The organism is Flavobacterium cerinum (genome assembly GCF_004028155.1).
In the GTDB taxonomy this organism is placed as follows: domain Bacteria; phylum Bacteroidota; class Bacteroidia; order Flavobacteriales; family Flavobacteriaceae; genus Flavobacterium; species Flavobacterium cerinum.
On record NZ_SBII01000005.1, the window covers coordinates 128089 to 146001 of the forward strand.

At 35.0% G+C, this 17913-nt stretch carries 20 protein-coding genes; 13 read left to right on the forward strand and 7 right to left on the reverse strand.

Going from position 1 to position 17913, the window contains the following annotated elements:
- The first annotated feature begins 130 nt into the window (after positions 1-130).
- The gene (locus tag EPI11_RS09190; RefSeq protein WP_128389671.1) at positions 131-1831 is read left to right on the forward strand and encodes a sodium:solute symporter; all 1701 of its coding nucleotides are present in this window, start codon (positions 131-133) and stop codon (positions 1829-1831) included.
- A 71-nt stretch (positions 1832-1902) separates the two neighbouring features.
- Here EPI11_RS09190 and EPI11_RS09195 read toward each other — a convergent pair whose 3' ends face one another.
- Positions 1903-2760, reverse strand: a complete 858-nt coding sequence (locus EPI11_RS09195; protein WP_128389672.1) for a DUF2911 domain-containing protein — start codon at positions 2758-2760, stop codon at positions 1903-1905.
- A 150-nt stretch (positions 2761-2910) separates the two neighbouring features.
- Between EPI11_RS09195 and EPI11_RS09200 the strand changes: the two genes are divergently transcribed.
- The 3 genes from EPI11_RS09200 (at position 2911) to EPI11_RS09210 (ending at position 6458) form a co-directional block, all read left to right on the forward strand.
- Positions 2911-3372, forward strand: coding sequence for an SRPBCC family protein (locus EPI11_RS09200; protein WP_394343636.1), 462 nt, complete (start codon positions 2911-2913; stop codon positions 3370-3372).
- 9 nt (positions 3373-3381) lie between these two features.
- A complete protein-coding gene (locus EPI11_RS09205) occupies positions 3382-4665 on the forward strand; it encodes a cryptochrome/photolyase family protein (RefSeq protein ID WP_128389673.1) in 1284 nt (427 codons plus the stop codon).
- 95 nt (positions 4666-4760) lie between these two features.
- Positions 4761-6458: a carbamoyltransferase family protein gene (locus tag EPI11_RS09210; protein ID WP_128389674.1), complete on the forward strand. Its 1698-nt coding sequence runs from the start codon at positions 4761-4763 to the stop codon at positions 6456-6458.
- A gap of 6 nt (positions 6459-6464) precedes the next feature.
- On the opposite strand, the gene EPI11_RS09215 is transcribed toward EPI11_RS09210, so the two are convergent.
- The 4 genes from EPI11_RS09215 to EPI11_RS09230 form a co-directional block, all read right to left on the reverse strand.
- Positions 6465-7181, reverse strand: coding sequence for an aspartyl/asparaginyl beta-hydroxylase domain-containing protein (locus tag EPI11_RS09215; protein WP_241657601.1), 717 nt, complete (start codon positions 7179-7181; stop codon positions 6465-6467).
- A complete protein-coding gene (locus tag EPI11_RS09220) occupies positions 7166-7672 on the reverse strand; it encodes a hypothetical protein (protein WP_128389675.1) in 507 nt (168 codons plus the stop codon). Before EPI11_RS09220 ends, EPI11_RS09215 begins: the two co-directional genes overlap by 16 nt.
- A 55-nt stretch (positions 7673-7727) precedes the next feature.
- Complete coding sequence (locus EPI11_RS09225) at positions 7728-8384, reverse strand: HAD family hydrolase (protein ID WP_128389676.1); 657 nt, start codon at positions 8382-8384, stop codon at positions 7728-7730.
- A 74-nt stretch (positions 8385-8458) separates the two neighbouring features.
- Positions 8459-9115, reverse strand: coding sequence for an HAD family hydrolase (locus EPI11_RS09230; RefSeq protein WP_128389677.1), 657 nt, complete (start codon positions 9113-9115; stop codon positions 8459-8461).
- A gap of 379 nt (positions 9116-9494) precedes the next feature.
- Between EPI11_RS09230 and EPI11_RS09235 the strand changes: the two genes are divergently transcribed.
- Genes EPI11_RS09235 through EPI11_RS09245 form a run of 3 tightly spaced genes read left to right on the forward strand, consistent with a single transcriptional unit; the run spans position 9495 to position 10926 of the window.
- Positions 9495-10037: an RNA polymerase sigma factor gene (locus EPI11_RS09235; protein WP_128389678.1), complete on the forward strand. Its 543-nt coding sequence runs from the start codon at positions 9495-9497 to the stop codon at positions 10035-10037.
- Positions 10038-10067: 30 nt separating this feature from the next.
- A complete protein-coding gene (locus EPI11_RS09240) occupies positions 10068-10478 on the forward strand; it encodes a hypothetical protein (RefSeq protein WP_128389679.1) in 411 nt (136 codons plus the stop codon).
- 4 nt (positions 10479-10482) lie between these two features.
- Positions 10483-10926 carry a sensor of ECF-type sigma factor gene (locus tag EPI11_RS09245; RefSeq protein WP_164879139.1) on the forward strand — a complete coding sequence of 148 codons (444 nt, stop codon included), beginning with the start codon at positions 10483-10485 and terminating at the stop codon, positions 10924-10926.
- Positions 10927-11135: 209 nt separating this feature from the next.
- On the opposite strand, the gene EPI11_RS09250 is transcribed toward EPI11_RS09245, so the two are convergent.
- Positions 11136-12194, reverse strand: coding sequence for a WD40/YVTN/BNR-like repeat-containing protein (locus EPI11_RS09250; RefSeq protein ID WP_128389681.1), 1059 nt, complete (start codon positions 12192-12194; stop codon positions 11136-11138).
- A gap of 241 nt (positions 12195-12435) precedes the next feature.
- Positions 12436-12795, reverse strand: a complete 360-nt coding sequence (locus tag EPI11_RS09255; RefSeq protein ID WP_128389682.1) for a DUF983 domain-containing protein — start codon at positions 12793-12795, stop codon at positions 12436-12438.
- 95 nt (positions 12796-12890) lie between these two features.
- On the opposite strand from EPI11_RS09255, the gene EPI11_RS09260 reads away from it, so the two are divergent.
- The 6 genes from EPI11_RS09260 (at position 12891) to EPI11_RS09285 (ending at position 17852) form a co-directional block, all read left to right on the forward strand.
- The gene (locus EPI11_RS09260; RefSeq protein ID WP_128389683.1) at positions 12891-13778 is read left to right on the forward strand and encodes a helix-turn-helix transcriptional regulator; all 888 of its coding nucleotides are present in this window, start codon (positions 12891-12893) and stop codon (positions 13776-13778) included.
- Positions 13779-13832: 54 nt separating this feature from the next.
- Positions 13833-15047 carry an RsmB/NOP family class I SAM-dependent RNA methyltransferase gene (locus EPI11_RS09265; RefSeq protein WP_128389829.1) on the forward strand — a complete coding sequence of 405 codons (1215 nt, stop codon included), beginning with the start codon at positions 13833-13835 and terminating at the stop codon, positions 15045-15047.
- Between the two features lie 108 nt (positions 15048-15155).
- On the forward strand, positions 15156-15824 hold the full coding sequence (locus EPI11_RS09270; protein WP_128389684.1) for a hypothetical protein: 669 nt from the start codon (positions 15156-15158) through the stop codon (positions 15822-15824).
- Between the two features lie 52 nt (positions 15825-15876).
- A complete protein-coding gene (locus tag EPI11_RS09275) occupies positions 15877-16461 on the forward strand; it encodes a Crp/Fnr family transcriptional regulator (RefSeq protein ID WP_128389685.1) in 585 nt (194 codons plus the stop codon).
- Between the two features lie 73 nt (positions 16462-16534).
- A complete protein-coding gene (locus EPI11_RS09280) occupies positions 16535-17002 on the forward strand; it encodes an acyl-CoA thioesterase (protein WP_128389686.1) in 468 nt (155 codons plus the stop codon).
- A 76-nt stretch (positions 17003-17078) separates the two neighbouring features.
- A complete protein-coding gene (locus tag EPI11_RS09285; RefSeq protein WP_206619105.1) occupies positions 17079-17852 on the forward strand; it encodes a helix-turn-helix domain-containing protein in 774 nt (257 codons plus the stop codon).
- Positions 17853-17913: the final 61 nt, after the last annotated feature.

Sequence of the window (17913 nt, forward strand, 5' to 3'; positions counted from 1 at the left end):
TTATTAACGAAGTTTAACCTCATATATATGAAAGATAATTCTGGAACATGGAAAAAGAGCTACTCGATAGTATTGCTGCTTAATATCCTTTACATATTGGTGTTTTATGTCATAATGCAAATTTATTAATATGCAGTTAATCGATTGGATCATCCTTTCTGCAACCCTACTATTTATAGTGGCTTACGGTGCTATAAAAACAAAAGGGAGCAAGAATGTAAATGAATATATATTAGGAAGTAATGAAACCCCTTGGTGGACAGTGGGGCTTTCTGTAATGGCTACGCAGGCAAGTGCTATCACTTTTCTTTCTACACCAGGACAGGCTTACCATGACGGTATGGGCTTTGTCCAGTTCTATTTTGGTATGCCGCTGGCTATGGTGGTTATCTGTATCACTTTTATTCCTATTTATCACAGGCTTAAAGTATATACGGCTTATGAGTACCTGGAGCAGCGATTTGATGTAAAAACACGTTCGCTGGCAGCGCTTATCTTTTTAATACAGCGTGGACTAGGTACAGGTTTTACTATTTATGCTCCTGCAATTATACTGTCGTCGCTATTAGGATGGAACTTAAACCTAATGAATGTTGTTATTGGTTTAATGGTAATTATCTATACGGTGTCGGGCGGTACAAAAGCTGTTAATGTAACCCATAAGCAACAAATGTTTGTTATCATGACTGGTATGATAATTACGTTTTTTATCATATTGAGTTATCTTCCGGAGGGCCTGAATTTTAATAATGCCATGCATATAGCAGGTGCTAATGAAAAACTGAATATTCTGGATTTTTCTTTCGATACCGATAAGCGATATACGATCTGGAGCGGTATTGCGGGAGGATTTTTCCTTATGCTGGCTTATTTTGGTACCGATCAGTCTCAGGTACAGCGTTACCTTTCCGGTAAATCCATTCGTGAAAGCCAGATGGGACTTATCATGAACGGACTTTTAAAGGTGCCTATGCAGTTTTTTATATTACTGATTGGTGTTATGGTATTTGTGTTTTTTCAGTTCCACCCTGCCCCGCTGCATTTCAATCCAAACAATACTAAAATAATCAACAACTCAGAATACAAATCTCAATTTGATGGCCTTGAACATCAATTGATGAAGGTTGAGGAAGATAAAAAAGAGATCAGTATGCTTTATGTAGACCAGTTGAGTCAGGATTATGACAATATACAACTGCATAATAAGATGATAGCATTAAATACACGTGAAAAAGATCTTCGCGATCAGGCTAAATTATTAATAAGTAAAGCAGATAGTAAAGCAGAGACAAACGATAAAGATTATGTATTCCTGTACTTTATCCTTAATTTCCTTCCTAAAGGCCTTATAGGTTTGTTACTGGCAGTAATTATTTCGGCAGCAATGTCTTCATCGGCATCTGGACTAAATGCATTGGCTTCAACTACAACTATAGATATTTACAAACGCCACGTTAAAGGAGAAAAAACAGATAAGCATTTTGTAGATGCAACCCAGACTTTTACTCTTATTTGGGGTGTTATTGCTATACTTTTTGCGTGTGTGGGTACACTTTTTGAAAACCTTATCCAGATGGTAAACATTATTGGCTCAATCTTCTATGGTACTGTACTGGGAATTTTCCTTGTAGCATTTTATATTAAGTATATAAAAGCTCAGGCTATATTCTGGGGCGCTTTGGTAAGTCAGATTGCTGTGATCTTTGTATATAAAATGGATGTGGTAAGTTATCTGTGGCTGAATGTAATCGGTGCTTCACTAACGATAGTCTTATCCTCATTATTGCAGCTTATAATTAACATGACCAAAGCAGAGCAACAGGAAGTATAAAATTCCGGATTGATATAAAAACAAAACAGCCCCGCTATGCGGGGCTGTTTTTGTATATGTAGTGAACAAAATTATTTTTTACTCCACTCCTGGATAGAATCCTTATTCATTTTAACGTAATCAGCATTGTTTGCTTTTTCAGAAGCAGCTAATGATAATTTAGCAGTTTCAACTGCACCTTTTCTATCACCCATTTTAGCTTGGATAAGCGATTTTTGTCTTAGGAAGTAAAATGGTACATCTGCCGAATTAGGGAATTTAGCGATAGCCTGGTTCATCCATGCAAGTGCTTTAGACTGATCTGCATTCGATTGATAGAAATACTGAGCAGCAGCAAACAAATCATTTGTAGAAGGGCCTGCCATTACTGTCTCTATACTTTTAAGAGCCATAGCTTTAGTAGGTACTTCAAATTTAACTGCGATCATAGTCTTTTCCCAAGCAATTTCGATGAACCCATAGTCGTTATCAAGATTATTGATACCTATAGTAAAAGTTTCTACGTTACGACCAAGAAACTCTGGTTTAACAGTTGTTCTTACTACCTCTTTTTTATCGTCGTATTTTTCAGGAAGTCCCCAGTTGTTTGTGTCTGCATAAAAAATCACATCCCAGCTGTCTGCTTTTGGTTGTGTGTATAATGCATAATGACCTGCAGGAAGTTTTTTCACACCAATCATTACATCTTCACTAAATGAAATAATAGTATTAGCATTAGCTCCTGTTCTCCACATTCTTCCAAAAGGAACCAGCTCTCCATATACTGATCTTCCTTTTGAACTTGGACGTGAATATTCTACTTTAACATCTGTAAGACCTACCTTCTGCTCTATAACAGCCTTAGGACTAGCCTGTGGTGTTACAATCTGCGCTGAACTGTTTACCATAAAACCCAACACGAATGCCGCGGTAATGAATAATTTTTTCATAAAAACTCTTTTTGTTTTTTAAATCGTTTGTAGCTGCAAAATTAACAATTCTACCCCTGTAGTACTGTTAAAAAATAGCAAAATTCCTTGCGGCTGTTAAGAAATACGCTTAGTGTTTTTTACTTCAGTTTATGTTTACTACCTTTAATCATGCTTTATACAGTGCACAAAAAACAAAAACTCCCTATATCATTAGAGGAAGCATGGGATTTTATTTCTAATCCCAAAAACCTTGCCGTTATTACACCTCCTTCTATGGGACTCACAACCATGTCTGGCGATGATCGTAAAATGTTTGCGGGCCAGATAATCAGTTATTATCTTACTCCTATTTTAGGAATTAAGATGCAATGGGTAACCGAAATAACTCATGTAGTCGATAAACAGTATTTTGTAGATGAGCAGCGTAGCGGCCCTTTTAAGCTTTGGCATCACAAACACTTCTTAAAAGAAATTGCGGGTGGTGTAGAAATGGAAGATATTGTAGATTATCAATTACCCATGGGGATATTTGGCCGTATGGCACATCCATTTCTTGTAAAGTCAAAACTGGAAGAAATTTTTACTTACCGTGAAAAAAAACTGGAGGAACTCTTTGGTACAATAAAATAATACTTATTTATGACGATATTTTGGTTTAGGCGTGATTTACGATTAGAAGATAATAACGGCCTGTATGAAGCTTTGAGTGCAGATGATAATGTACTCCCAATCTTTATTTTTGATAAAAATATACTCGCTGAACTGCACAAAGATGATGCGCGGGTTACATTTATTCATAAGCTATTGGAGAACATACAGGCAATGCTTTTAAAGGATAGAAAATCGTTAGCTGTTTTTTATGGTGAGCCTGAAACTATCTTGAAAGACCTAATCCAAAAACACGACATAACAGCGGTTTATACCAATCATGATTACGAACCGTATGCATTAAAAAGAGATAAAGTAATACAAGAAATACTTTCTCTTAAAGGTATTGATTTTAAAACATTTAAAGATCAGGTTGTTTTTGAAAAGAATCAGGTTGTAAAAGAAGATAATACGCCTTATGTAGTGTATACACCTTACATGAAAAAATGGAAAGAACTTTTTCATAAAGAAGATATTCGTTTCTATGCATCTGAAAATAAACTTGAAAATATTGTCCAGCACTCCTACCCCTTTTTAAGTTTAAATGATATCGGTTTTACCAAATCGTCCATCGAACCAGTTCCTTATGATGTATCACAATCCTTAATTACCGATTATATTGATACGCGTAATTTCCCTGCTATACAGGGTACATCCATGCTTAGTCCTTATCTTAGGTTTGGAGCACTAAGTATTCGTAAACTGATTAAAACGGCTGCTGAGAATAATAAGGAAACTTTTCTGAACGAATTGATTTGGAGGGAGTTTTTCATGCAGATACTGTGGCATTTCCCCGAAACAATAACAAAAAGTTTCCGCCCGAAGTACGATAATATCAAATGGCGTGCAGATGAAAAAGATTTTAAAGCATGGTGTGAAGGAAAAACAGGTTATCCTATGGTAGATGCAGGAATGCGTGAACTCAACGCCACAGGACACATGCACAATCGTGTGCGTATGGTAGTAGCAAGTTTTTTATGCAAACATCTGTTGATCGACTGGCGCTGGGGAGAAGCTTATTTTGCCGAAAAGCTCTTGGATTATGAACAATCCAGTAATATTGGTAATTGGCAATGGGCTGCTGGAAGCGGTGTAGATGCCGCACCTTATTTCAGGATCTTTAATCCTTCGGAACAGGTTAAGAAATTTGATTCTAAGTTAGAGTATGTCAGAAAATGGGTTCCTGAATTTGAAGAACTTGACTACCGCCCTATTGTAGATCATAAAGAAGCCCGAGAAAGAGCACTTAGGATTTATAAGGAAGCTGTTCAATAAGAGATGCATAATTAACAATAGTCAGAAATATCTTGTCTTTTTCCTATATTTACAAAACAATAATCAGTAATAAACTTTACAAGATAATAGTTTAGATGAATTCACCCATATATATTCTTGGTACCGGACTTTCACACAATGGATCGGTTGTTTTATTAAAAGATGGCCGTGTTTGCGTGGGTATCGAAAAAGAACGGTTAAGTCGGGTAAAGCATGATGGTGGTAATGATACTCTGGCAATTCAGTATTGTTTAGATGCTGAGGGAATTGAGTTAAAGGATATTACTCTAGTGGTGCAATGTGCCAATTTTGAGATTCCGGGCAGGGATCGTTTTAGAGGTGAAAGAATTTTTGCAGGCACGGAGACACCGAAGATTGTTGATATTTCTCATCATTTAGCACATGCTTATAGTGCTGTTGGAACTTCTCCTTTTTCTGAATGTGCAGTTATGGTAATTGACGGATGCGGAAGTCCACTACATCAGTTTTTACAATTGCATCCTGATCAAAAAAAGGACGTACCTCAATCTGTTTTAAACAAAAATCAGATGATTTGCGAGAAAGACAGTTTTTATCATTTTGATGGAAAACAGCTAACGCCTTTACTAAAAGACTTTAGTGAGATGACTAAGTTTGGAACGCAACAATTTTCTCTTCCAACCTCCCTACATTCAATTGGTGGATTTTATGCGGTAATTAGTCAATATGTTTTTGGTGATTTAGATGATGTAGGTAAATTAATGGGACTTGCACCTTTTGGAAATTCAGGAGTTTTTGAATTTGAAGCTTTTGAATTTGAATCAGGAAGATTATTTGTTAAGGAAGATTGGAAATATAAATTTACAAATCCGTCTCAGGGTTATGAATATTTCAAAGAGCATTTTGATTATTATGCTAATGTAGCACGCTGGGCTCAGGAACAGGTTGAAAAAGCTGTAATAGCATGTATAACGAACCGTTTGGAGCAATTTCCTCATGAGAATCTATGTTACAGTGGCGGCGTAGCATTAAATGCTGTAGCAAATGCAAAACTTGAGGATAGTAAAATTGTAAAGAATATTTATTTTGAACCTGCTGCTGGTGATAATGGTTTAGCATTAGGTTGTGCTTTTTATGGATGGATAGAATATTTAAAAATGCCTAAGATACAACATGACGGTAACACTTGTTTTGGGAAAAAGTATACCGCCAAAGATATTGATGCAGTGTTTCAAAAGGAGGAATATAAAAAGTATAATCCCAAAATATTTGATAGTGAAGATGAGTTACTACAGTATTGTGCTGAAAAGTTAAATGAGGGTAAAACAATTGGCTGGTTTCAGTCAGGATCAGAATTTGGCCCGCGTTCATTGGGCAGAAGAAGCATTCTTGCACATCCCGGAATTAAAAACATGAAAGACCATATCAATAGGGATATAAAGTTCAGGGAAGATTTTCGTCCTTTTGCTCCAGCAGTTATAAAAGATAAAGTTGGAGAATATTTTATGACAGGAAGAAATAGCCCCTATATGATCCTGGTTGATAAAACGAGACCGGAATACAGTAAAGAACTTATTAATGTTACCCACAAGGATGGATCTGCTCGGGTGCAGACGGTTGAAGAAAGTTGGAATCCTAGATTCGCTAAACTGATTGCCGAATTTTACAAACAAAGCGGAATTGCAGTCTTACTAAACACAAGTTTAAACAAAAAAGGAATGCCAATAGTAGAAACACCACAGGAAGCCGTCCATCTTTTTGAAATAACAGCTTTGGATGTGTTGGTTATTGAAAATTATGTAGTAGAGCGGTAATTTATTTTAAATTTCCAGTTCTTTAATCATTTCATTTGCCCTAGGTGTATTCATCCGTCTTAATTCGGCTATTATGAGTTTTTTTTGTTCATCACTTATTGAGGGAACAGGTTTTATAAACTGATTCTCAGAAGCTTCTTTATAGAACATAGCGTCAGTCCATTCATTTCTAATTCCATCAATTACAAGATGTATACGGTCTTTATATCCGCGATTTGCAACAGAATGAATAAAGTTTGCATTAATGTACCAACATTCGCCTTCATTCATTGTCAGTCGTGTGCTATCAAGAAAGAATTCAACTTCACTGTTGGTAATTATAGGGATATGTAATCGAAATGAACCATCTTCATAACCAAGGCAATTATCGCTATGTGGTTTAATATCTGCACCAACAGCTAATTGTAACAATCGTACAGCTGTTTTCTCGAATAGAAAGCTATCTAAAATTTCTTTAAAGTAAGTGCAGGAATTTAAAACTTCAGTAGCAACAAGTTTTATATCCCCCGGTCCATTTGGTACAGCATAAACGTAATCTGATTTACCGGTTTGCGACATTAATGCTATACAAGTCCATTTTCCTGAATAGTCTTTAGGATTGTAATGATCGACCCATTTTTCATTTAAGATCTTTCCAACATCGTTTTGTAGTTTTTCTACATCAAAAGCGAAAGGGAATTTTATAGAGCGTATTAAAGTATCCATAATTAATCTCTTATCCATTTTAGCATTATAGGGAACGCTTCCTTCCCTTCTTTTAAAGCCTTTTCTTTTCCTAAAGCAAGTCCGGCCCATTCAAGGAAAGGGATGCCTATATAAATTTCACTATTGAAATTGGATATGATCCAATCAGAGTCATTTTTATAGCCGTTAGGATGAAATACAAATTCGATGGGTAGTTTTAAATAGCTGGCTGCAGCAAAAGACCAAAGTATTGCCGCGATTTCTTCTCCCTGTGTGGGCCATTCTGCAGACATTCTATCAGTGCCTGCGACTGTTCTTTCTGACCCAGGTGTAACAGCTAAATGCCCTGCCTCATGTAATATATCTCCAGGATATAATAATTTATCGTAGTCAATATAAATGCAGTTAGGTCCCAGGCTTAATCCGGGTAAAAAAGTGTTATCTAATTCTTTTTCAATAACATTAATTCCAATTTCATTAAGGAAAGATAAAACTTTTTCCAGCTCTAAAGTGTTATTTTGTGTAAGCATAGGATGAGTTTTAAATTAGATTAAATATAAGATTATTTGATTAAACTCAACGGAATCACTTTATGTTTCTTATTGTTTCGAAATTTAATTCTTTAAAATCGGTAATCACCTTATCGGCTAAAAAAGTGTCCTGCCCCATTGCTGCTTCACCTGCATAGCCTATGCAGTAAATTCCGGCAGCTTTAGCGGCTTTAATACCGTTGGTGCTGTCTTCAATTATAATACATTCTTCTTTTGTAAATCCTGATTTTGCTGCCGCTTCCTGAAAAATAGCAGGATGTGGTTTAGAGAATTCAAAATCTTCACCACTTATTTTATAATCAAAGTACTGATGAAGATCAAAACGATCAAAAACTTTTTCTATTTTCCTTTTTGATGCAGATGAAGCCAATATTAATTTCATGCCGTTATTATATAAATCTACGATAAGATCTTTTACTCCCGGCAACATTGCCAGATCTTCATTAGTGTCAAAAGCATCAAAAAAGTATCGGTAGTTTTCTTCCAGTAATTCTTCCTGACTTAGTGCTATTGGATACAGGTTTTTGAGTTTCTGAATAATATTCTTATCCGAATTACCTATAAATGTATGGTATACATCATCTGATACATTAATATTAAGCGACTTATACAATAGTTGGTTTGCGTGATACCCAATAGGTTCAGTATTAACCACTACTCCATCCATGTCAAAAATTACTGTTTTTATCATTACTTATATACGGTTCAACCAATAGCATAAATACTATTGGTTAAAATTGATAATTCGTTTAGTGGCTGGCTTAACTATTTTAAGCTTTTCACTCTATTAGAGTCCAGTTCGTTGAAATGACCAATAACCACATCAGCTTCATTTAATTCCTGAAGTTTTGAATGTTCGCTAATATAACCCACGCAATAGATTCCGGCAGCTTTAGCAGCTTTAATACCATTGGTGCTGTCTTCAATAACGATGCATTCTTCTTTTGGAGCGACAGATAAAGATGCTGCATGCTCAAAAATAGCAGGATGCGGTTTTGATTTAGGGAAATCTTCGCCACTAACGATATGCGTAAAATACTGATGAAGTTTAAAACGATTAAAAACACGTTCTATAGTTACTTTTGAAGCAGATGAAGCCAAAATTAGCTGTATACCGTTACTGTGCAGGTCTATAATAAGTTCCCTAACACCAGGAAGCAGGTCAAGATCTTCTTTATCATCAAAGGCGTCATTAAATAAAGCTCTTTTTTGTTGAACTAAATTTTCAACTTCATCAAGAATATCAAAAGTTTCTTTAAGTCGCTGGTATACATTTTTAGTAGAATTACCCGTGAAAGTAGTATACATTTCCTGGGTTACATCTATATTTAAATGTTTAAAATGCTGATGGTAGGCATAGTGGTGAACAGGTTCTGTATCTACAATAACCCCATCCATATCAAAAATAACAGTCTTTATCATGGCTAAATTTAAAAGTGCAAAAATAAGACGAATAAAGCACAAACTAAATAAGATACAGTTAATTTAGTTCAGATCGGGTCATAATTAGGATGTAAAGAGATATTATTTCATGAGGAAAATTTAAATTTTAATGTAAATAATGTGTTTTAAACGGCTTTTATTTGTTATCTAAATGGGTTTCGATAAGATGTTCTATTTTGTTAAAAAGGACTTTTTCACTCTATTTGTTTTAGAGACAGACGCGTATGATGTAAATCGGTTCGATTCAAATAGAGCCTGTTTTTAAGAGATTGTTAAACCTTTCGATGCAAAAATATAAAGTAGCGGCTCATTAAACCTTTTGCTTTAATTTTAGTCCAATAAATAAACCAACCTAAAATTGCAGGACGAGAAGGCCTTTATAGCATTATTGCTAAATCCCAAAACGCAGGAAACCGCGTTTAGGCAGCTCGTATCCCAATACAGCAAACCACTATACAGCCACATCAGGAACATTGTGCTTAATCATGATGATACTGATGATGTACTGCAGAATACCTTTATAAAAGTATTCCAGAATCTAAAGAACTTTAAAGGAGAAAGTAAGCTTTTTTCATGGATATACCGTATCGCTACTAACGAAGCGATTACTTTTATAAGTACAAAAGCTAAAAAAGCAAACACAACTAATGAAGAGGTGCAGCAAAAAGCACTACAAAATCTTCAGGCCGACGAGTATTTTGAAGGTGATGCTATGCAGTTAAAACTGCAGCAAGCAATTGCAGCACTACCTGAAAAACAACAATTGGTATTTAAAATGAAATATTTTGAAGACCTAAAATATGAAGAAATCTCTGATATACTGGGCACTTCGGTGGGGGCACTAAAGGCTTCTTACCACCATGCTGTAAAAAAAATCGAAGATTTTGTAAATAGCCATTAAACCTTTTATAATTAATTAAGTCTAAACGATATGAACGATTTCAAATTAGATAGCGAGCCAAGAATAAAGCCAGGATTTAAAGCGCCTGATGCTTATTTTGAAAGCTTTGCCGACAGGGTAATGCTAAGTCTTCCTTTAAAAGAAGTTAAGGTAGTGCCTTTATATAGAAGAAGACCGGTTTGGGTCACTTCTGTAGCGGCAGTTTTTATCCTATCACTTTCGCTGATCTTCACAAGAAAAGATACTGTAGTTCAAATGCCCGATAATGCCGCAATAGAAAATTATCTTTTATATCAGGCAAATGTCAGTTCATATGATTTATCACAGAATCTTAGTAAGAAAGAAATAAGTGATATGGATAAGTCTTTTGTTGCAGATGAAATAAGCGATGAGGCGATAGAAGAATATCTTGCAGGTGAAAATGTTTCCATATATGAATAATACTATGAAAATCAAGTATGTTCTGCCGTTCTTTTTATTGTTTACAATGTGTGTGTTTGGCCAGATGGATAGAAAAGATCAGGACCAGATAAGAGCAGTAAAGTCTTCACGCATAGCAACATCACTTAATCTGACAAGTGCAGAAGCAGCGAAGTTTTGGCCAATGTATTTAGCTTGTGAAGAGAAGACTTATGATATAAATTATAATAAAATACGTCCGATAACAATTAAATTAGAAGAAAAAGGAATTGATTCTTTTACACCAAAAGATGCTCAACTACTTTTAATGCAGCTTGAATCGGCGGAAGATGAAATATTTAAGCTTAAGAAAAAATTAATGACTGACCTTAGACCGATTATAGGTCCAAAAAAGGTTTTAAAATTAAGAAAAGCGGAAGACGAATTTAACAGGATGCTTATGAATAAATTAAAGGCAAAAAAAGATTAGTAATTTATGAAAATTAATTAGTTAATCGGGAGATTAATTAATTTGTTAGTTTATGTTTAGTTTAAGTTTGGGAAAGGGAAGTAACAGCTTCCCTTTCTCTTTTATACTAAACGACATATTTTACATTTTTAGTGCCTATTCAAAAGATCTCATAAAATAGCGTCAATCCGCTTAAGTTTTATTTACTTGGATTACAAATCTATCAAATTTTATTTAAAACGCAATCTTATAATTTTATTTTGTCCTGCAGCAATGGCAGTTTTTGCATCGATAAATCGAATTGTGTGTAAAGTTTTATTATCCAGAAGCTTCTCCCAGTCTTTTCCTTTGTTGTATGAATAGTATAATCCTGATGGACCGATCGTTACAATTTCATTGCCGTTACTTCCCGGTACAAACTGCACACAGGATGCATAGCCAAACCCAGTCCCTTCTCCTATTAGCTCCCAATTTTTACCGCCATTAGTAGTGATCATTTTATTTCCTGAATTTTTTTCTAGTTTTTCATAATCACCGCCTACGGCAAATCCTATGGTATCATTATAAAAGTCTGCAGAGAATATACCCGTCATTTCGCTTCCCTGAACTATAGGCGTTTTATATACTTCCCAGTTCTTACCTTTATCTGACGAATAAAAAACTCTTGATTTCTTACCACCGGATACCATCCATATTTTATCTCCTTTAGTAATAATATTGGTATTACTAGCTGCAAAAGCTGCTTCTCCCGGTGCTATTTTTGGTAATTTATCACAATGTACTTTTGTCCAGGTATCACCCCCATCGTTTGTAACAATTACAGATAAACAACCTTCTGTTGGATCGCCCATAGCGATGCCGTCTTTATCGTTACTGAACTGCATACTGTCATAAAATACTTTTTCACCATTTTCTGTATAGACTAATTTACTGCGTTTTCCGTCTTTTGATATTTTATAAAGCAATGCAGGAGTGCCAACATTAAGTATAAAGACATCGGTTTTTGTTTGTGCAATAGCTCTAAATTCTGGTATAAGTGTATCCTGAACGGCAACACCACTAAAGTTTTTTCCGCCATTTAATGAGATCCATCCATACTTACCCCTGCTTCCTGCATACCATACTTTTTCACCATCAATGGTTAATGCGCGTATGCTTATCTCTTCGCTCAATAAGGTGTCTGCTGTGGTACTTGTAAATGATGGTTTGTAATCAGCGACTTCGTTGTTACTCTTATCTTTACAGGAAAATATTATTGTAAACAGGATAAGTAATAGGCTTTTTTTCATTTGTTTTTTGTTTAAAAGGCTAAGGTAATAAATTATTACACTGCCTTTTTTGAGTTAACAGTTTTTATATATTTCTAATTGCCTGAATGATGACTACAATTAGAAATAGTAAATATATTGCTATGCTCAATAGAAAAAATAAACCTGTAAAATTTGGAGCAACCACCTGCAGGGCTTTAAAGCATTGGGTGCAGGTGGTTGTATTATATATTGACGAAATACTACACTTTATTAAGTGCAGTTATATCTGCTTGTTTTTACCGTCCAGTAAATACATCCATGCCATTCTTGACATCCTGAAGTTAAAGGTGCTTAAAAGAATTGCTAGTAAGGCTATTAGAATCAGGATCGTTACAAAACTCTCTATGAATTTATGTACAAGTAAGAAAAAAACGATCATCTCTCCTACTACCAAAGCATAACTAACGAACATTGAACCGAAAAAATAACCTGGTTCTTTTTCGAATTTATGGCCGCATTCTGAACAATTTTCGTTCATTCTCGGCATTTGGAAAAGCAGTGGATTACCTTTTCGGCTGAACACTTTTCCTTTACCGCATTTAGGACATTTCTCTGTGATAATACCTACTATTGCTGACATCTTTTTTTTATACAAATTTACGGTAGAAAACTAGTTTCCACAATAGAATATCTACGCTAAAATTTGTACTTTTAGGACATAATTAAGTCTGATTTATGGCAAAAGTTACAATACTTGATATACAGCAGTTTCACGATCATGATGTGCTGGAAGAATTTTATGTAAATACTCTTCAGGATCATTTGGAGACCCGTCATAAGGATATTGCGTTACCACATAAACACAATTTTTATCTTAGTGTGCTTTTCACAAAAGGGACAGGCATTCATGAAGTAGATTTTACATCTTATGCCGTAAAGCCAGGAGCATTATTTTTTTTAAATCCCGGCCAAACACACCATTGGGATCTGTCTGAAGATACCGAAGGATTTATTTTCTTTCATACTCAGGAGTTTTATGATCTTCACTATATAAACAACAGCCTGAATAGTTTTCCTTTCTTCTACAGCATGCATCACCCTTCATGCGTTTATCTGAATGAAAAAGCATTTATAAAAACATCAATGCTTTTTGAGATGATCCTTGAAGAAAGTATTTCTCAGGATATGCTCGAAAAACAGGCAATCATTAGTATGATCGATCTGGTTTATATACAGGGAACACGTACCTATTATACGCAGCAGAAACCATCCACTACTGAGAACAGGAACAGTTATTATATCAAGTTCCGTAAACTTGAAGACCTCATAGAGCAAAGTTATGCTCTTGAAAAATCGCCTTCGGCCTATGCAAAAACACTCAATATGAGCGCAAAACATTTAAACCGGATTACACAGGGCGTTGTTGGAAAAACAGCATCTGATGTTATACTGGAACGTGTAATGCTTGAGGCAAAAAAAGAACTTATATTACAACGGGACAGTTTTGCTCAAATTGCTTTATCGCTTGGATATGATGATTATGCTTACTTTTCAAGGCTCTTTAAAAAGAAGACCGGGGAAACACCATCAAACTTCATTAAGAGGTATAAAAGAGTGAATTAATTGGCCTAGGGTATCTGCCTAAAAAATAATACCTTTGCACCTCAAATTACAATGATGAGATTACACAGGAATTTAACGTTTACGGTTATAGACTCGTTGGGCCATATATTTAATGATGGCGAATATGCCGATAAAGTAGTAGCAAGAGCGCTTAAAAAAGACAAACGCTGGGGCAGTGCCGATAGGAAGTTTGTTGCCGAAACCATATATGAAATAGTACGTTGGAAACGTCTTTATACAGAAATTGCAGAGGTTAAAGAACCATTAACCAGGGATAACTTATGGCGTGTATTTGCTGTATGGGCAGTATTGCGTGGTATTACCCTACCTGATTGGAAATACTTTGAAGAAACACCGGTAAGAAGAATTAAAGGCCGTTATGACGAACTTTCTAAAATAAGAAAATACAGAGAATCTATTCCGGACTGGATGGATGAACTGTGTATTAAAGAATTGGGTGAAGAGAAATGGGAAACTGAACTTGCTGCACAAAACGAGCAGGCTAAAGTTATCCTTAGGGTAAATACCCTTAAAACTACCCGTGAAAAGTTAAGAGCGATTTTAATGGACCTTAACATCGAAACGATAATTGACAAAGATTACCCTGATGCTCTTGTGTTAAAAGAAAGAGCAAATGTATTTATTACAGATGCTTTTAAAGAAGGTATGTTTGAGGTTCAGGATGCTTCATCGCAGCTTGTGGCCCGTTTCCTTGAAGTTGAGCCCGGTATGCGTGTTGTAGATACCTGCGCTGGTGCTGGTGGAAAAACACTGCACATGGCAGCTTTAATGGAAAATAAAGGTCAGCTAATAGCGATGGATCTTTATGAAAGCAAACTAAAACAGTTAAAAATTCGTGCTAAAAGAGATGGTGCATTCAATATAGAATACCGCATTATTGATAGCACTAAGGTTATCAAAAAACTACACGAAAAAGCAGATCGTGTACTTATCGATGCTCCATGTAGCGGACTGGGTGTTTTAAAACGTAACCCGGACAGTAAATGGAAACTACAACCTGAGTTTATAGATAACATTAAAAAAGTACAGAAAGAAGTACTTGAGAGCTATTCTAAGATTGTAAAACCAGGTGGTAAACTGGTATATGCTACCTGCTCCATCCTACCATCTGAAAACGAGGAACAGGTAAAACATTTCCTTACTACAGAAATTGGTCAGCAGTTTACCTTTGTAAAGGATAAAAAAGTTTTAGCATCTGAATCTGGATTTGACGGATTCTACATGGCTTTAATGGAACGCAAAATGTAATTTTGTTGCAATATTATAATATAATTAGAACCTCCCAATCGGGAGGTTTTTTTATATATATTTAATCCAAATTTTAACTAGATGAAATATTTTGTTTTTCTCTTCTTATTGATTTGTAATACCACTTATTCGCAGATTGAGTCTAATACTCTAACTATGCTTACTTTTGAATTAGATTATCCACCTATGGGTGATAATGATATAGATTGGAGCAGAGAAAAGCCAAAATGTGAATTTATATTAAATGGCAAAATGCCTTTAAAATATTCTATGACCCTTGAAAATGATACGATTGCTTCTCTATCGAGATATGAAAATGAGCAATGGATCTTACAGGAAGATATGCAATATCAATCTTACTTCTTGTATAGGGAGGAAAATGAACTTTTCTCTCATTTCCGGATAGCCGATTTTGATAAAGATGGTGATGAAGATCTATTATGTTGGATTTTTTCTAACATAAATGGTAATGAATGGACAATAGTATTTCTAAACGACCAGAAGAATAAAAAACTGATTAGGCTTATTGATACAACTGAAAACACCAACATATGGGATCGTCCAGAATATGATGAAAAAACTAAGGTTATAAATTGTACTCTTGACGGAAGTGCTTTTGGAGTTTCGGCAGAAAGTACTTTTATACTCGATGATCTAACTGCAATACCTCTCAAAAGACATTATCAGGATCGACTACATTCCAGACATATTGTTGATTATTACTATGTAGGAGAAAGCGGAAAATGGAAGCTAGTAAAGAAAAAGAAATTGCAATAAATAGCATAGTAGTTGTTGATTTGGGTAATTTTACTAAATAAGAATAAGAGCCATGATAAACAGTACAAAACCTGTTAGTTTTTTTGACAGTATATCGCATCTTGTAAATATTAGTCCTGAAAGCAGGCAGGTACTTTTATCGCACATGATAAAAGAGAAACTGCCTAAAGGATATGTACTTGTACCAATGGGTGGGATTTGCAGAAATCTACACTATCTTGAAAAAGGGCTTACAAGAACATTTTACATAAAAGATAATAAGGAAGTTACTGAAAGGTTTTGTGTCGAAAATTCATTTACCTGTTCAATGACCGGATACCTAACCAATACACCTGATATTAGGCAGATTGAACTTTTAGAATCATCTACGATATGGTCAATGCCTTATACACAACTTGAAAAATTATATGATGCCCATCATGATATTGAGCGACTTGGCAGGCAGCTTATCACTCAGGATCTTATTACTTTAAATCAGCGTTTGACAGATATTCAGTTTATGACGGCTCAGGAACGTTACAGTAAATTCATAAGTGTAAATCCATCTCTTTCACAAAGAATATCTCTTGGTCATATCTCTTCTTACCTGGGAATAACACAGGAAACATTAAGTAGGATACGTTCTAAAGCAGTATGATTTTTTTTTTTGATAATTGTCAAAGGAAAAGCTTGTCTATAGTTGCAGCTTTGCTCTATCAAAATAAAAGCAAATGGAACTTAAAACATTTTATAAGATAAGGTTTAGCGACTGCGATCCCTTTAAACATCTCAATAATTCGGGGTATATAGATTATATGCTCAATGCCCGTGAAGATCATCTTTTAGAATTTCACGATATAAGCATGACAAGCCTATATGAAAAAGGTTCCGGATGGATGGTCAGTAAGCACGAAATCACCTACCTCAATTCTGCCTATTATAATGAAAATGTATGCATACAATCCGGTTTAATTAAGCTTGGAGACGATTCTCTATTGGTAGAAATGAGTATGTGGGATGAAGATCAAAAGCAGTTAAAAGCATTGTTATGGACAAAATTTATCCATATTAATCTTAAAACAAATAAACGGAACAAGCATCCGTATTGGTTTATTGAACTTGCTTCAGGATTCGAAGATAAAGCACTGCAGCAATTTGGTTCCATAAATGAAAGGCTTGCAGTTTTATTAAAACAATAGTTTCTTATTTTCAGGGCAGGGTATTTGTCTTTAAAAGGCAATATTTTTTGTAGCTTTGAGTGTTAGTTTCCCAAAAATGAAAATTCAAAGTTATTTACCCTGCCCTATTCTTTCTCCTTATATAAAGGAATATATGGTTATTGAGAGCCTTGAAGGTATGGTTAATAAAACACTTCCGGATACGGCTATCGTGATGGCGTTTAGGTTTAAGGGAACTGTAGATTACAAGCAGACCGATAGCAGCGGATTATTACCTAAAATGGTTATCAGCGGTTTGCGAAAATCTCCCAGAACGTTTACTTATTATGAGCAAACATCCAACCTGCTGGTTAAATTTAAAGAAGGCGGTGCTACAGCTTTCTTTAATGAACCATTACATGAATTATTCTCTATAAGCCTGTCATTAGACAGTTTGATAAAGATGAGTATTCTTAATGAGATTGAAGAACAATTAGCAGTAGCGATTGATGATAACCAACGCATTATTATAATTGAGAACTTTCTTATTTCCAGACTGAATCAGGTAAAACCCGATCTTTTGGTTCAAAAAGCAATTCATAATATACAATTGGTAAAAGGAAACATAAGGATCAATGAGCTTATGAATAACCTGCCTCTTAGCCGTGATGCCTTTGAGAAACGTTTCCGCAAATCAACGAGTACAACACCAAAACAATATGCTTCTATTGTAAAACTCAACAACCTGGTTAATAATCTTAATCCGGGAAATAATCTTTTAGATACTGTTTATACCTCGGGATATTTTGATCAGTCGCATTTTATAAAAGATTTTAAAACATTCACAGGAGAACTTCCTCACAATTTTATCAAGCAGCCACGAAAGTGGTAAATCAATGATTTTTTACAATTTCACAGATTATTACAGTCATAGTTTTGTTTCAACTAAAAAA

Coding starts and splice junctions, on each gene's coding strand:
- EPI11_RS09190 (WP_128389671.1), top strand. CDS start 131: ATGCAGTTAATCGATTGGATCATCCTTTCTGCAACCCTACTATTTATA.
- EPI11_RS09195 (WP_128389672.1), bottom strand. CDS start 2,760: ATGAAAAAATTATTCATTACCGCGGCATTCGTGTTGGGTTTTATGGTA.
- EPI11_RS09200 (WP_394343636.1), top strand. CDS start 2,911: ATGCTTTATACAGTGCACAAAAAACAAAAACTCCCTATATCATTAGAG.
- EPI11_RS09205 (WP_128389673.1), top strand. CDS start 3,382: ATGACGATATTTTGGTTTAGGCGTGATTTACGATTAGAAGATAATAAC.
- EPI11_RS09210 (WP_128389674.1), top strand. CDS start 4,761: ATGAATTCACCCATATATATTCTTGGTACCGGACTTTCACACAATGGA.
- EPI11_RS09215 (WP_241657601.1), bottom strand. CDS start 7,181: ATGGATAAGAGATTAATTATGGATACTTTAATACGCTCTATAAAATTC.
- EPI11_RS09220 (WP_128389675.1), bottom strand. CDS start 7,672: ATGCTTACACAAAATAACACTTTAGAGCTGGAAAAAGTTTTATCTTTC.
- EPI11_RS09225 (WP_128389676.1), bottom strand. CDS start 8,384: ATGATAAAAACAGTAATTTTTGACATGGATGGAGTAGTGGTTAATACT.
- EPI11_RS09230 (WP_128389677.1), bottom strand. CDS start 9,115: ATGATAAAGACTGTTATTTTTGATATGGATGGGGTTATTGTAGATACA.
- EPI11_RS09240 (WP_128389679.1), top strand. CDS start 10,068: ATGAACGATTTCAAATTAGATAGCGAGCCAAGAATAAAGCCAGGATTT.
- EPI11_RS09245 (WP_164879139.1), top strand. CDS start 10,483: ATGAAAATCAAGTATGTTCTGCCGTTCTTTTTATTGTTTACAATGTGT.
- EPI11_RS09250 (WP_128389681.1), bottom strand. CDS start 12,194: ATGAAAAAAAGCCTATTACTTATCCTGTTTACAATAATATTTTCCTGT.
- EPI11_RS09255 (WP_128389682.1), bottom strand. CDS start 12,795: ATGTCAGCAATAGTAGGTATTATCACAGAGAAATGTCCTAAATGCGGT.
- EPI11_RS09260 (WP_128389683.1), top strand. CDS start 12,891: ATGGCAAAAGTTACAATACTTGATATACAGCAGTTTCACGATCATGAT.
- EPI11_RS09265 (WP_128389829.1), top strand. CDS start 13,833: ATGAGATTACACAGGAATTTAACGTTTACGGTTATAGACTCGTTGGGC.
- EPI11_RS09275 (WP_128389685.1), top strand. CDS start 15,877: ATGATAAACAGTACAAAACCTGTTAGTTTTTTTGACAGTATATCGCAT.
- EPI11_RS09280 (WP_128389686.1), top strand. CDS start 16,535: ATGGAACTTAAAACATTTTATAAGATAAGGTTTAGCGACTGCGATCCC.
- EPI11_RS09285 (WP_206619105.1), top strand. CDS start 17,079: ATGAAAATTCAAAGTTATTTACCCTGCCCTATTCTTTCTCCTTATATA.